At 69.0% G+C, this 13,999-nt stretch carries 11 protein-coding genes and 1 riboswitch; of the genes, 7 read left to right on the plus strand and 4 right to left on the minus strand.

Annotation, left to right across the window (positions count from 1 at the left end; translation table 11 throughout):
* Positions 1-584: 584 nt before the first annotated feature.
* The 4 genes from AB0D18_RS12805 to gcvT form a co-directional block, all read right to left on the minus strand.
* Positions 585-1,970, minus strand: a complete 1,386-nt coding sequence (locus AB0D18_RS12805; protein WP_362415976.1) for an L-serine ammonia-lyase — start codon at positions 1,968-1,970, stop codon at positions 585-587.
* 208 nt (positions 1,971-2,178) lie between these two features.
* Positions 2,179-3,438, minus strand: coding sequence for a serine hydroxymethyltransferase (glyA, locus tag AB0D18_RS12810; protein ID WP_362415978.1), 1,260 nt, complete (start codon positions 3,436-3,438; stop codon positions 2,179-2,181).
* 30 nt (positions 3,439-3,468) lie between these two features.
* Positions 3,469-3,843, minus strand: a complete 375-nt coding sequence (gcvH, locus tag AB0D18_RS12815) for a glycine cleavage system protein GcvH (RefSeq protein WP_362415980.1) — start codon at positions 3,841-3,843, stop codon at positions 3,469-3,471.
* Positions 3,844-3,931: 88 nt separating this feature from the next.
* Positions 3,932-5,056 (minus strand): glycine cleavage system aminomethyltransferase GcvT, encoded by a 1,125-nt coding sequence (gcvT, locus tag AB0D18_RS12820; RefSeq protein ID WP_362415982.1) that lies wholly within the window; start codon positions 5,054-5,056, stop codon positions 3,932-3,934.
* A 148-nt stretch (positions 5,057-5,204) separates the two neighbouring features.
* A riboswitch (glycine riboswitch) is annotated at positions 5,205-5,301 on the minus strand.
* A gap of 288 nt (positions 5,302-5,589) precedes the next feature.
* Between gcvT and AB0D18_RS12825 the strand changes: the two genes are divergently transcribed.
* From AB0D18_RS12825 to AB0D18_RS12855, 7 genes are all read left to right on the plus strand, one after another.
* On the plus strand, positions 5,590-6,117 hold the full coding sequence (locus AB0D18_RS12825; RefSeq protein ID WP_362416684.1) for an AAA family ATPase: 528 nt from the start codon (positions 5,590-5,592) through the stop codon (positions 6,115-6,117).
* 355 nt (positions 6,118-6,472) lie between these two features.
* The gene (locus tag AB0D18_RS12830) at positions 6,473-7,249 is read left to right on the plus strand and encodes an enhanced serine sensitivity protein SseB (RefSeq protein WP_362416687.1); all 777 of its coding nucleotides are present in this window, start codon (positions 6,473-6,475) and stop codon (positions 7,247-7,249) included.
* A gap of 207 nt (positions 7,250-7,456) precedes the next feature.
* Positions 7,457-8,239 (plus strand): enhanced serine sensitivity protein SseB C-terminal domain-containing protein, encoded by a 783-nt coding sequence (locus AB0D18_RS12835; protein ID WP_362415984.1) that lies wholly within the window; start codon positions 7,457-7,459, stop codon positions 8,237-8,239.
* 463 nt (positions 8,240-8,702) lie between these two features.
* Positions 8,703-9,719, plus strand: coding sequence for an ABC transporter permease (locus AB0D18_RS12840; RefSeq protein ID WP_362415986.1), 1,017 nt, complete (start codon positions 8,703-8,705; stop codon positions 9,717-9,719).
* Positions 9,720-9,847: 128 nt separating this feature from the next.
* The gene (locus AB0D18_RS12845; protein WP_362415988.1) at positions 9,848-11,632 is read left to right on the plus strand and encodes an ABC transporter substrate-binding protein; all 1,785 of its coding nucleotides are present in this window, start codon (positions 9,848-9,850) and stop codon (positions 11,630-11,632) included.
* A 129-nt stretch (positions 11,633-11,761) separates the two neighbouring features.
* Positions 11,762-12,760: an ABC transporter permease gene (locus AB0D18_RS12850; protein ID WP_362415990.1), complete on the plus strand. Its 999-nt coding sequence runs from the start codon at positions 11,762-11,764 to the stop codon at positions 12,758-12,760.
* Complete coding sequence (locus AB0D18_RS12855) at positions 12,757-13,974, plus strand: ABC transporter ATP-binding protein (RefSeq protein ID WP_362415992.1); 1,218 nt, start codon at positions 12,757-12,759, stop codon at positions 13,972-13,974. Before AB0D18_RS12850 ends, AB0D18_RS12855 begins: the two co-directional genes overlap by 4 nt.
* Positions 13,975-13,999 lie beyond the last annotated feature (25 nt).

Below are 13,999 nucleotides of genomic sequence, written 5' to 3' on the forward strand. Positions count from 1 at the left end.
GCAGGGGGGACCCTGTGGGAGAGTAGGACGCCGCCGAACAATTATTGTGGGATTGCCCCGCACCAGGAAACTGGTGCGGGGCTTTTCTGCGTTCACGGGCCTTTCTCCTATGAGCTCGTCACAGGATCTTGCTGAACGGCCCCGGTCGGGCGCGAGTGTTGTGACGACGGGGAGCAGGAGTACCCCGAGCATGTGCGGGCCGCCGGCGCGGAAACATCCCCGCGTGCGCGGGGATGGACCCGACCAGATCGGAAAGGCGTACGAGGTGTCCAACTGCTCCCCGCGCACGCGGGGATGGACCCACTCCCCAGGCGGCGGGATAGCGCTCCTCGTCCTGTCTCCCCGCCACGCGGGAATGGGGACCAGCTTTACGCTGCCCGAGGCCGTGGAGAGCGTCTGCTGTCCGCGCACGCGGGGGCCCTCCCGCGTGTGGAGGCTGCTGCGTGTCCCGGACAGCGTGGTCTTCGCGTATTAGGGAGAAGGCGGGGCGCGTGGTCCCTGCGGATGTGAAGTGCGACGGGGGAGCCTGATCGGAGCGGTGTTCCTTGGTGTTCCATGGGAACACCAAGGTCAAGGGCGGTGTGTCAGCACTCGATGACGTTCACCGCGAGCCCGCCCCGGGCTGTTTCCTTGTACTTGACCTTCATGTCTGCGCCGGTCTCCTTCATGGTCTTGATGACCTTGTCGAGGGAGACCTTGTGGTTGCCGTCGCCGCGCATTGCCATCTTCGCGGCGGTGACGGCCTTGACGCCCGCCATGCCGTTGCGTTCGATGCACGGGATCTGGACGAGGCCGCCGACCGGGTCGCAGGTGAGGCCGAGGTTGTGTTCCATGCCGATCTCGGCGGCGTTCTCGACCTGTTCCGGGGTGCCGCCGAGGACCTCGGCGAGGGCGCCGGCGGCCATCGAGCAGGCGGAGCCGACCTCGCCCTGGCAGCCGACCTCGGCGCCGGAGATGGAGGCGTTCTCCTTGAAGAGCATGCCGATGGCGCCCGCGGCGAGGAGGAAGCGGACGACGCCGTCCTCGTCGGCGTTCGGCACGAAGTTCATGTAGAAGTGCAGGACGGCGGGGATGATGCCGGCCGCGCCGTTGGTGGGGGCGGTGACCACTCGGCCGCCGGCGGCGTTCTCCTCGTTGACGGCCATCGCGTAGAGGGTGACCCACTCCATGGCGTGTGCCTTGGGGTCGCCGTCGGCGCGCAGCTGGCGGGCCGAATTGGCGGCGCGGCGGCGGACCTTGAGGCCGCCGGGGAGGATGCCCTCGCGGGACATGCCGCGCGAGACGCAGGCCTGCATGACGCGCCAGATTTCGAGGAGGCCCTCGCGGATTTCCTCTTCGGTGCGCCAGGACTTCTCGTTCTCCAGCATGAGGGAGGAGATGGAGAGGCCGGTTTCGCGGGCGAGGCGCAGCAGTTCGTCGCCGGTGCGGAAGGGGTACTTGAGGGCCGTGTCGTCGGGGACGATCGGGTTCTCGCCCGCCACCGCGTCCTCGTCGACGACGAAGCCGCCGCCCACGGAGTAGTAGGTCTTCTCCAGGAGGGGCGCGCCCTGGGCGTCGTACGCGAAGAGGGTCATTCCGTTCGCGTGGTAGGGGAGGGAGCGGCGGCGGTGGAGGATGAGCTGGTTGGGTTCGTCGAAGTCGATCTCGTGGGCGGAGCCGATCTCCGTGCCCAGCAGGCGCAGGCGCCGGGTGGCGCGTATGCGCTCGACCTCGGCGTCGGCGGTCTCGACGTTGACGGTGCGCGGCGAGTGGCCCTCCAGGCCGAGCAGGACGGCCTTCGGGGTGCCGTGGCCGTGGCCGGTGGCGCCGAGCGAGCCGAAGAGCTCCGCCCGTACGGAAGTGGTCTGGGCGAGCAGGCCGTCCTTCTTGAGGCGTCCCACGAACATCCGGGCGGCCCGCATCGGGCCCACCGTGTGGGAGCTGGACGGGCCGATGCCGATCGAGAACAGGTCGAAGACCGAGATGGCCACAGCAAAAACTCCTCAGAAGGGTGGCGGACGCCGTTGTCCGTCGGGCAGAACAAGTGCGACAGATCAGGTGCGGGGGTGCCTCCTGCCGCGGGCCAGGTGAAAAAGAGGCCCGGGGCACGGGGCGGGGCACCGCACTCACTGTCCAGTGTGCGCGATGCCCCGTTTTTACGTATTGCTGGATTTGGAACTGCAGGTGAAGCCTACGGAACTACTTCAGTCCGGGGTAAAGCGGGTGCTTGTCGGCGAGCGCCGAGACGCGGGCCGACAGGTCCTTGACGTCGTACGAGGGCTTCAGGGCCTCCGCGATGATGTCGGCGACCTCGGTGAAGTCCTCGGCCTGGAAGCCACGGGTGGCCAGGGCCGGGGTGCCGATGCGGAGACCGGAGGTCACCATCGGCGGGCGCGGGTCGTTCGGGATGGCGTTGCGGTTGACCGTGATGCCGACCTCGTGGAGGCGGTCCTCGGCCTGCTGGCCGTCCAGCTCCGAGTTGCGCAGGTCGACGAGGACCAGGTGGACGTCCGTACCGCCGGAGAGGACGGAGACGCCGTGCTCGGTGACGTCGGACTGCACCAGGCGCTCGGCGAGGATGCGGGCGCCGTCCAGGGTGCGCTGCTGGCGCTCCTTGAACTCCTCGGAGGCCGCGACCTTGAAGGAGACGGCCTTGGCCGCGATGACGTGCTCCAGCGGGCCGCCCTGCTGACCGGGGAAGACCGCGGAGTTGATCTTCTTGGCCAGTTCGGCCGTGGAGAGGATCACGCCGCCGCGGGGGCCGCCGAGGGTCTTGTGCGTGGTGGTGGTGACCACGTGGGCGTGCGGGACCGGGTTGGGGTGCAGCCCGGCCGCGACGAGGCCCGCGAAGTGCGCCATGTCGACCATGAGGTACGCGCCGACCTCGTCCGCGATCTTGCGGAAGGCGGCGAAGTCCAGCTGGCGCGGGTAGGCGGACCAGCCGGCCACGATCAGCTTCGGCTGGGTCTCCCTGGCGAGGCGGGCGACCTCTTCCATGTCCACGACGCCGGTCTCGTCGACGTGGTACGGGACCACGTGGTAGAGCCTGCCGGAGAAGTTGATCTTCATGCCGTGGGTCAGGTGACCGCCGTGGGCCAGGCTGAGACCCATGATCGTGTCGCCCGGCTTGATCAGCGCGTGCATCGCCGCGGCGTTGGCCTGCGCGCCCGAGTGCGGCTGGACGTTCGCGTGCTCGGCACCGAACAGCGCCTTGATGCGGTCGATCGCGATCTGCTCGACGACATCGACGTGCTCGCAGCCGCCGTAGTAGCGGCGGCCCGGGTAGCCCTCGGCGTACTTGTTGGTGAGGACCGAGCCCTGGGCCTCCATGACCGCGACCGGAGCGAAGTTCTCCGAGGCGATCATTTCGAGGGTGGACTGCTGGCGGTGGAGCTCGGCGTCGACGGCTGCGGCGACGTCCGGGTCCAGCTCGTGGAGGGAGGAGTTGAGAAGCGACATCAGGCGAGTCCCTAGGGGGTTCAGGCGTTGTCAGTTGCCGGAGAGCGCGGAGTACTCGTCGGCGGAGAGCAGGTCGGCCGGCTCCTCCGTGACGCGCACCTTGAACAGCCAGCCGCCCTCGAAGGGGGCGGAGTTCACCAGCGAGGGGTCGTCCACGACGTCCTGGTTGGCCGCGACGACCTCACCGGTCACCGGGGAGTACAGGTCGCTGACGGACTTGGTCGACTCCAGCTCGCCACAGGTCTCGCCCGCGGTCACCGTGTCGCCGACCTCGGGGAGCTGGGCGTAGACGACGTCACCGAGCGCGTTGGCCGCGTACTCGGTGATGCCGACCGTCGCCACGTTCTCGGACGTCGCGAGCCACTCGTGCTCCTTGCTGTACCGCAGCTGCTGGGGGTTGCTCATGACTGAATTCTCCTGGATGCGGGGGAGTGCTGATGAACCGGGTCTTGAGAGGTGAGACAGAGGTACGCCGCCAAGCTTGCGGCGTTCGTCACTTCTGGCGCTTGTAGAACGGCAGGGCGACGACCTCGTACGGCTCGTGGCTGCCGCGGATGTCGACACCGACGCCCGCCGTGCCGGGGGCCGCGAAGGCCGCGTCGACGTACGCCATCGCGATCGGCTTGCCGAGCGTGGGGGAGGGTGCACCCGAGGTGACCTCGCCGACGACCTGACCGTCGACGACGACCTCGTAGCCGGAGCGCGGGACGCGGCGGCCCTCGGCGATCAGGCCGACGAGCTTGCGCGGCGGGGCGCTCTCGGCGCGTGCGGCGGCCGCCTCCAGGGACGTACGACCGACGAAGTCTGCTTCGTGGGAGGACTTCTCGAACTTGACGACCCTCCCGAGGCCGGCGTCGAAGGGGGTGAGCTTCGTCGTCAGCTCGTTGCCGTACAGCGGCATGCCCGCCTCCAGGCGCAGCGTGTCGCGGCAGGACAGGCCGCACGGGATGAGGCCGACGCCCGCGCCCGCCTCGGTCAGCGCCTGCCAGAGCTGCTCCGCGTGCTGCGGCTCGACGAACAGCTCGAAGCCGTCCTCGCCGGTGTAGCCGGTACGGGCGATCAGCGCCGGGACTCCGGCGACGGTGCCGGGCAGGCCCGCGTAGTACTTGAGGCCGTCCAGGTCGGCGTCCGTGACGGACTTGAGGATGCCGGGGGACTCGGGGCCCTGCACGGCGATCAGGGCGTACGCGTCGCGGTCGTCCCGTACGACGGCGTCGAAGCCCTCGGCGCGGGCGAGCAGTGCGTCCAGGACGACCTGGGCGTTGCCTGCGTTGGCGACCACCATGTACTCGGTTTCGGCGAGGCGGTAGACGATCAGGTCGTCGACGATGCCGCCGTCCTCCTGGCAGATCATCGTGTACCTGGCGCGGCCGAGGCCGACGGTGCCGATGTTGCCGACGAGGGCGAAGTTGAGGAGGTCGACGGCCTGCGGGCCGCTCACCGTGATCTCGCCCATGTGGGAGAGGTCGAAGAGCCCCGCCCTGGTGCGTACGGCGTTGTGCTCGTCGCGCTCCGACGCGTACCGCAGCGGCATGTCCCAGCCCGCGAAGTCGGTCATGGTCGCGCCGAGCGAGCGATGCAGGGCATCGAGGGCGGTCAGACGGGGTGCGTTGCTCATGACGAAAGACTCCCAGGGCATGACGACGGGGACTGTCCTCCCCATCTGTCATCGGAACCTGAGAGGTTCGCCGGGGCAACTGCGACCGGCTTGCACCTTGGGTGGGACCACCATCCGTGACGGGTGGTGATCCGCTTTTCAGATCTGCCTCGCCCGCGCGGTACGGGGCCTGAGAGATTCAAGGGAGGAGCTTGCTCCTTCGGCGTCCGGGACACTGCTGCCCCGGACTCTCCCGCGCGGATTCATGCGGCCGTTGTGAAGTTTGGGTGTGCGCAGGGGGTGCCTGGCGCGGACATCATTGCACGCCCCCTCCGGTCGGCAAATCGCTTGTCCCGCATTACCTTCTCTTTACACTTCTTGGGCAAGGGTGAGTCGTACCCACAGGGGGAGGGGTGAGGACGTTGCAGCAGTCCAGTGCATGTGCCGCTACGGCAGGCGTGGGGGCGAAGCCAGGCGTGAGGGCGGTGAGGCCCGTGCCGGTGCCGGTCGTGCGCGATCTGCGGGAGCGGGCGGGGCGGAGCCCGCGTCTGCTGATGTTCGCCGCGGGAGATGTGGTGGTGGTGTCCGGGTTGCCGGGCAGCGGGAAGTCCACCCTGATCCGCAGGGCGGTGGCGGGGGTCCGCACGATCGACTCGCAGGACGTGCGCGAGCGGTGGGAGCGGAGAATGCCGCGCGCACTGCCGTACGCCCTCTACCGCCCGCTGGTGCGGATCGCCCACTACGCCGGGCTGCGGCGGGCGCTGCGCTCGGGCGAGAGCGTGGTCGTGCACGACTGCGGTACGCAGGCGTGGGTGCGGCGCTGGCTGGCGCGCGAGGCGCGCAGGCGCGGGCGCGGGCTGCGGCTGGTGCTGCTCGACGTGACGCCGGAGGTGGCCAGGGACGGCCAGCGCGAGCGCGGACGCGGAGTCTCCGGTTACGCCTTCGCACGGCACCGGCGGGCCGTCGGCACGCTGGTCCGCGAGGCGGAGGGCGAGCGGCTGCCCGCCGGGTGCGCCTCGGCGGTGCTCCTGGACCGGGAGGCGGCCGGGGTGCTGCGGGAGATCGGCTTCGAGGCGGGCTGATCCGCGCCGGCCGGGTGTGCGGGCCCTCGCTGCCCGGGAAGCGGCCCGGCGATAGGGTCGTTGCGCAGGGTGGGAGCAGCGAGAAGGAGCGGGGTCCGTGGACATTCCGGAGACGACGGGGCAGTACGACGCGGAAGGCGTGGGCCCGGTCGCGGGCCAGGGCTCCGGCCACGGCGCGGGGCAGGGGCTGGGGCACGGTGCGGGCCAGGGGTTGGGTCACGGGCCGGGCCAGGGGCTGGGTCACGGTGCGGGCCAGGAGCTGGGGCACGGCGTAGGCCAGGAGCTCGGTCGCGGCGCGGGCCAGGAGCTGGGTCACGGCGGCGGCCAGGAGTTGGGTCACGGTGCCGGTCAGGAGCTGGGCCACGGCGCGGGCCAGGAGCTTGGTCTCGGGGCCGGGGCCGGGTGGCCGGGGAATGAGCTCGAAGAGGTGCTGGCCGCTTCCCTCGGCAGTCCCGGCACGGGCGCCCGCCTCGTCGAGACGATCGGCCGCAGCCCCCTGTGGATCCCGCTTCCGAACGGCGGCAGCCCCGGCCAGGGGCCGCTCGACCTGCCCACCACGGAGATCGACGGCCAGGCGTACGTCCCCGTCTTCAGCTCCGAGCAGCAGTTCCTGCAGTGCGTGGGCAGCCACATGTCCTTCGCCGTCGCGCCCGCCGTGGAGTTCGCCCGCGGGCTGCCGCCGCAGCTGGGCATCGTCGTGAACCCGGGCGGCAACGTCGGCGCACCGCTGCCGCCGCCCGCCGTCGCCGAGCTGTGCCGCACCGGCCGCTCCCCGCTGGACGGGCCCGCGAGCGGCGGTCGGGTGCGGCTGTTCGAGCCGGACTGGCAGGAGGAGCCGGTCGACTTCCTCGCCGCCGCCGCGGGCGAGTTCCAGCAGAGCGGCGTGGTCGTCACCGCCCGCCGTGCGCTGGCCAGCATCGAGGGCGACGACCCGGTGCTGTTCGTCGGCGTACAGCTGTCGTCGTGGGAGGGCGCGGACCGCAACGCGCCGATGGACGCGCTCGGCCGGGCGCTCGGCCGCGAGTCGGTTCCGTGGCCGGTGCACCTGCTGCTGCTCGACATGGCGCAGCAGGACCCCGTGGCCGACTGGATGCTGGAGCGCGTACGGCCCTTCTACCAACGCGAACACTGAGATCCGCCCACGGGAACCACGGGAACCACAGGGGCACCCGGGATCCGGCCACGGGAACACGGAACCCCGGTCCTTCGGGGAGACTGTCGAAACCGACACCGACGCGGTGTCACCAGTGCCGCTTAAGCTGGTTGGATGACCTCGCCACACGGGGGCGGATTGGTCGACTCGGTGGACTCGGTGGATCGAAGAGGGGCGGGACCCAGGGTGAGCGCGTCAGGCACCGCGGCGGCCGGACAGGTCGAGCACATGCTGCGCCAGGTGACGCCCGGACGGTTCGACGCGTACGAGGCACTGCTGCACGCCCTCGCGGACGGCCGGCTGTGGATGCTGCTGTGGCACGGCACCGCCGGATCCCCCGACGCCCAGTACGGGAACATGGAGGTCGACGGCTTCGGCTACGCGCCGTGCGTGACCTCCGCGCAGGAGCTCGCCGCGAGCGGCTGGAACCGGGCGTACGAAGTGGGCACCGGCGTCGACCTGGCCCGCGCCCTCTACCCCGACCGCTGGGGCATCTGGCTGAACCCGCACGCCCCGGGCGGCGGCGTCGGCATCCCCTGGCTCGATCTGCGGCGCATCGCCACAGGTCTGGGCCGGATGCCCGCGGGCCCGCTGCGGATGTCCGAACCGGCGCTGGAAATTCCGCAGTTCTACGCCCAGCTGTCCCAGAACGCCCATCGCACCCCGGCCGTCCGCGCGCTCAGCCGTGCCTGGGTGCAGCCGGCGCTGGGCGCTCCGTACCTCGCCATCGGTCTCGACCTGTACGACACCAGCCGGCAGTCGGTCGAGGCGGTGCGGGCGATGATGCAGCAGTCCATCGGTGTCGTCCCCGACGGGCTGCCGGTGTCCACGGTCGCGATGACCGACGAGCACGACCCGGTCGGCATGTGGCTGCGCGCCAATGCCCGCCCGTTCTACGACCGCGATGCGCACGCGCCCGCACCGACCGGTGCGCCGGGATACGGCTACCCCCCGTCACGCGCGTACTGACACGCCTGCCCGCACTCACACACCTGCCCACACCGACGCGCCCGCGCGCCCGCGCAGGTGCACCCGAGCGTGCATCGGCAGGCCTGCCTCGCGCTGAGCAAATGCCTCTCTCCGGCACAATTCCCCTGTCTGCGTGCCGAGTTCGCGGGGTATGAGCGGGCCGTGCGGGTCTCGGTAAGGGTATGTCCCAATTTAGAGGCTATGAAGGCCAGTTGGGGCGTACTGCTGGACCTTGCTCCCCATTGCCCCCTGTTCGGCACTCGTTAAGCCCCGTCCGGATACCGGAACACCCCTGAAAGCGTCACGTTTGCGCATCCTTTGGCCGGGGGGTCTGGCGGGGTGCGGCTCCGGCATTGAAGACTCCCCGAATCAAGGGGCGTTCGCCCTGTGTTCGACAAGCTCCAAGCCGCCACAGCGGCGGGCAAGGGCCGACCACCGTCGGCCGAGAGGGGTCCCCACCACGATGACGGCACCATTGCACGACACCTCGCCGGACGCGGACAAGGCCGCTGCCGCCGACGTCGCCGCCGATGTTGCAAGGAAGTCGGTCGAGGGGCGATCGCTGCGCCAGATCGCCTGGACCAGACTCAAGCGCGACAAACTCGCGTTGGCCGGCGGCGTGGTCGTCGTTCTCCTGGTGCTGACGGCCATCTTCGCTCCGTTGATCGTGAGCGTGCTCGGCCACCCGCCCGAGGAATTCCACCAGGACCGGATCGACCCGCTGTTCGGCGTCGCGAAGGGCGTGGAGGACAGCGTCTTCGGCGGCTTCAGCTCGGACTTCCTGCTCGGTCTCGAACCGGGCAACGGCCGCGACGTGTTCAGCCGCGTCGTCTACGGCGCCCGGATCTCACTCCTGGTGGCCTTCCTCGCCGCGATGGTGGCCGTCGTCATCGGCACGGTGCTGGGCATCATCGCCGGTTACTTCGGCGGCTGGATCGACGCGGTCATCAGCCGTGTGATGGACATGCTGCTGGCCTTCCCGCAGCTGCTCTTCATCATCTCGCTGGTGTCGGTGCTGCCGGGCAACCTGCTCGGAATGACGGGCAGTTCGGTCCGCATCTTCATCCTGATCATGGTCATCGGCTTCTTCGGCTGGCCGTACATCGGACGTATCGTGCGAGGCCAGACGCTGTCGCTGCGCGAGAAGGAGTACGTCGAGGCCTCACGCAGCCTCGGTGCCGGTCGTGCGTACATCCTGTTCAAGGAACTGCTGCCCAACCTGGTGGCGCCGATCACCGTCTACACGACGCTGATGATCCCCACCAACATCCTCACCGAGGCGGCACTCTCCTTCCTGAACGCCGGGGTGAAGCCGCCGACCGCGTCCTGGGGGCAGATGCTCGACAAGGCCGTGGACACCTACCAGAGCGACCCGATGTTCATGATCGTGCCCGGTCTGGCGATCTTCATCACGGTGCTCGCCTTCAATCTCTTCGGTGACGGGGTGCGCGACGCGCTCGACCCGAAGGGCACCCGTTGATCACGGGGCCCGTGGCCCGCTCGGGCCGCACCTCTTCCGTATCGCCCCTGCCACAACGGCCAGGCGGCTCCCCGCAGGTTCCCGGGCTTCGTGCCGGTAACCGCACTCTTCCGGAGGTTGCAGAACCCATGAACACCCAACGTTCGTCGGCGAGGATCAGGCAGGTCGCCGGAGCAGCGCTCGTAGTGACCGCCCTCATGACCACCGCGGCGTGCGGTGGTGGCGGTGGCAAGGGCGGCGAGGGCAGTGGCAAGCCGGGCAAGGGCGCGGGCTTCAACGCCGCGACCGCGGCAGTCGCCAACGCTTCGACGAAGAAGGGCGGCACGCTCAAGTTCATCGGCAAGCAGGACTTCGACTCGACCGACCCGACGCGTCAGTACTACGGCTTCACGTGGGACCTCGCCCGCTTCTACTCCCGCCAGCTGGTCTCGTACGCGCCCAAGCCGGGTGCGGCGGGCGCCGAGCTGGTGCCCGACCTCGCCAAGGCGAACGGCAAGATCTCCAACGGGGGCAAGACCTACACGTACGAGCTGCGTGACGGGATCACCTGGCAGGACGGCTCGCCGATCACCTCCAAGGACATCAAGTACGGCATCGAGCGCGTGTGGGCCGACAAGGTCCTGCCCGGCGGTCCGATCTACCTCCAGAAGGCCCTTGACCCCAAGAAGGAGTACAAGGGTCCCTACGAGGACAAGGACCCGGAGAAGCTCGGTCTGAAGGCGATCCAGACGCCCGACGACAAGACCATCGTCTTCAACCTGGCGACGCCCAACGTCGACTTCGAGCAGATGCTGGCGATGCCGGCCGGCTCCCCGGTGAAGCGCGAGAAGGACACGGGCGCCAAGTACCAGCTGATGCCGTTCTCCTCGGGCCCGTACAAGTTCGAGTCGTACACGCCCAAGCAGGGCGCGGTGCTGGTGCGCAACGACAAGTGGAAGAAGGAGTCGGACCCGATCCGGCCGGCCCTTCCCGACAAGGTCACCATCACGGTCAACACCAACTTGGAAGCGATCGACAAGCTTCTGATGAAGGGTGACTACGACATCGACATGAACGGCACGGGCATGACCCAGGCCGGTCGTACCGAGGCGCTCAAGAAGTACAAGGACAACCTGGACAACATCCAGACCTCCTTCACGCGCTACGTCGACTTCACCCCGGTGGCGCCGATGAACAACGTGCACTGCCGCAAGGCCGTCATGTACGCGACCGACTACAAGTCGCTCCAGGACGTGCGCGGCGGCGAAGAGGCCGGCGGCCCCCTCGCCACCAACATGCTGCCGACCACCATCAAGGGCTCGGACGACTACGACCCGTACGGCGTCAAGACCCGCGCGGGCAAGCCGGACGTGGCCAAGGCCAAGGAAGAGCTGAAGCTCTGCAACAAGCCGGACGGCTTCAGCACCGTCGTCAGCGCCCGCAGCAACAACCCGGGTGAGAAGGAGACCGCCGAGGCGCTTCAGCAGGCCCTCAGCAAGGTCAACATCAAGCTTGAGGTCGACACGATCGACGGCGCCGAGTCGTCGTCCATCACCGGCTCGCCCGACCAGGTCAAGAAGCGCGGCTACGGCATGATCATGACCGGCTGGGGTCCCGACTTCCCGACCGGCCAGGGCTTCTCGCAGCCGCTGATCGACGGCCGTTTCATCACGCCCAACGGTAACTACAACGGTTCCGAGACGAACGACCCGAAGATCAACAAGCTCTTCGACGACGCGCTCAAGGCGACCGACCCGGCCAAGGCCGCGGAGTACTACAAGGGCATCAACCACGCGACCGCCGACATCGCCGCCCAGATGCCGTTCCTGTACGAGAAGAACTTCTCGTGGCGCAGCTCGCGGGTGACGAACGTCTACTCCTCCGTCGCCTTCAACGGCCGCTTCGACTACGTCTCCCTCGGCGTCGTCAAGTAACGCCGCACCAGGACACGCTGACCCCCACCATCGCCAACCCGCCAAGCCCGAAGGGCAGGTGAGGGCCGCAGGCAGTGGCCGGGAGATTCCGTAATCCGGACTCTCCCGGCCACCGCCGGGCCGCGCACAGTGCTTGCTTACGTCATCCGGCGCTTGTTCGCCGTCGCCATGATGCTGCTGGTCGTCACACTGACGACCTTCGTCATCTTCTTCGTTCTCCCGAAATGGGCGGGGCAGGACATCGCGCTCCTGTTCGTCGGAAAGAACACCGATCCCGCGTCCGTCGAGGGCATCCGGGAGAAGCTGGGTCTCGCCGACCCGGTCCTCGTGCAGTTCTGGAACTTCGTCCAGGCGCTGTTCGTCGGCCGGGACTACTCCAGCGGCGTGGACGTCACGCACTGCGCGGCCCCCTGCTTCGGCTACTCCTTCCGTACCGAGCAGGAGGTGTGGCCGCAGCTCACCGCGGCCATGCCGGTCACGCTCTCCCTCGCGGGCGGCGCGTGCCTGCTGTGGGTCACCGGCGGCGTCGCCGCAGGAGTGATCTCCGCGCTGCGCCGGGGCACCATCTGGGACCGTACGGCGATGACCGTCGCCCTCGCCGGTGTCTCCCTCCCCATCTACTTCACCGGTCTGCTTTCGCTGGCCGTCTTCAGCTTCCAACTGGAATGGATCGAGGGAGAGTTCACGCCCTTCTCCGACGATCCGGCGCTGTGGTTCCAGAGCCTGCTGCTGCCCTGGATCACCCTCGCCTTCCTGTACGCCGCCATGTACGCCCGGCTCACCAGGGCGACCATGCTGGAGATCCTCGGCGAGGACTACATCCGTACCGCCAGGGCCAAGGGACTCACCGAGCGGGCCGTCATCGGCAAGCACGCGATGCGCTCCACCTGGACCCCGGTGATCACCCTCCTCGGCCTGGACCTCGGCGCCCTGCTCGGCGGCGCGATCCTGACCGAGAGCACGTACAACCTGCCGGGTCTCGGACGGCTCGCGGTCGACGCGATCACCCAGAAGGACCTGCCGATCATCCTCGGCGTCACGCTGATCGCGGCGATCTTCATCTGCGTCGCCAACCTCCTCGTGGACATGCTGTACGCCGTGATCGACCCGCGAGTGAGGCTCGGATGACCGACTTCGACAAGTCCGGCAAGGCCGGCAAGGCCGAGAAGGCAAGCAAGGCCGAGAAGGCCGGCGCGACCGCCAAGGCCGGCGCGACCGCCAAGGCTGAAAAGGCCGGCACCCCCGTCGCCGGAACGACGTCCGAGGCCGCCGTGGGCGTGCCCCAGGCCGTCGGCTCCGCGCCCTCCACCTCCTTCCTGGAGGTACGGGACCTGCGCGTGCACTTCCCCACCGACGACGGCGTGGTCAAGTCCGTCGACGGCCTCAGCTTCCAGCTGGAGAAGGGGCAGACCCTCGGCATCGTCGGCGAGTCGGGATCCGGCAAGTCGGTCACCTCGCTCGGCATCATGGGACTGCACACCACGGGCCAGTACGGTCGCAGCAAGGCCCGCGTCACCGGCGAGATCTGGTTCGACGGGCAGGAACTGCTCGGCGCCGACCCGGACGAGGTGCGCAAGCTCCGCGGTCGTGAGATGGCGATGATCTTCCAGGACCCGCTGTCCGCGATGCACCCGTACTACACCGTCGGCAAGCAGATCGTGGAGGCCTACCGGGTCCACCACAAGGTCGACAAGAAGACCGCGCGCAAGCGGGCCATCGAGATGCTCGACCTGGTCGGCATCCCGCAGCCGGACAAGCGGGTGGACTCCTACCCGCACGAGTTCTCCGGCGGAATGCGCCAGCGCGCGATGATCGCGATGTCGCTGGTCAACAACCCCAACCTGCTGATCGCCGACGAGCCGACGACCGCCCTGGACGTCACTGTCCAGGCGCAGATCCTCGACCTGATCCGCGACCTGCAGAAGGAGTTCGGCTCGGCGGTCATCATGATCACGCACGACCTGGGCGTCGTCGCGGAGATGGCCGACCAGCTCCTGGTGATGTACGGCGGGCGCTGCGTCGAGCGGGGCAGCGCGCACGAGGTCTTCTACGAGCCGCAGCACCCGTACACCTGGGGCCTGCTGGGTTCGATGCCGCGCATCGACCGCGAGCAGACGGAACGGCTCATCCCGGTCAAGGGCCAGCCGCCGTCGCTGATCAACATCCCGGACGGCTGTGCCTTCAACCCGCGCTGCCCGTACGCCGACGTGCCCAAGGACAACGTCACCCGGACCGTGCGGCCGGAGCTGCAGCAGGTCAACAGCGGTCACTACTCGGCCTGCCACCTCTCGGCCGAGCAGCGGAGCCGGATCTGGACCGAAGAGATTGCGCCGAAGCTGTGAGCGATGAAGCTGTGAGCGAGAACGA

It is taken from the genome of Streptomyces sp. NPDC048442 (genome assembly GCF_040651475.1).
Lineage (GTDB): Bacteria > Actinomycetota > Actinomycetes > Streptomycetales > Streptomycetaceae > Streptomyces.

What these genes read in the sequence shown, in the direction of transcription:
- glyA (WP_362415978.1), bottom strand. Translation starts at nt 3,438, where the DNA reads ATGTCGCTTCTCAACTCCTCCCTCCACGAGCTGGACCCGGACGTCGCC.
- gcvH (WP_362415980.1), bottom strand. Translation starts at nt 3,843, where the DNA reads ATGAGCAACCCCCAGCAGCTGCGGTACAGCAAGGAGCACGAGTGGCTC.
- gcvT (WP_362415982.1), bottom strand. Translation starts at nt 5,056, where the DNA reads ATGAGCAACGCACCCCGTCTGACCGCCCTCGATGCCCTGCATCGCTCG.
- AB0D18_RS12825 (WP_362416684.1), top strand. Translation starts at nt 5,590, where the DNA reads ATGTTCGCCGCGGGAGATGTGGTGGTGGTGTCCGGGTTGCCGGGCAGC.
- AB0D18_RS12840 (WP_362415986.1), top strand. Translation starts at nt 8,703, where the DNA reads ATGACGGCACCATTGCACGACACCTCGCCGGACGCGGACAAGGCCGCT.
- AB0D18_RS12845 (WP_362415988.1), top strand. Translation starts at nt 9,848, where the DNA reads ATGAACACCCAACGTTCGTCGGCGAGGATCAGGCAGGTCGCCGGAGCA.
- AB0D18_RS12855 (WP_362415992.1), top strand. Translation starts at nt 12,757, where the DNA reads ATGACCGACTTCGACAAGTCCGGCAAGGCCGGCAAGGCCGAGAAGGCA.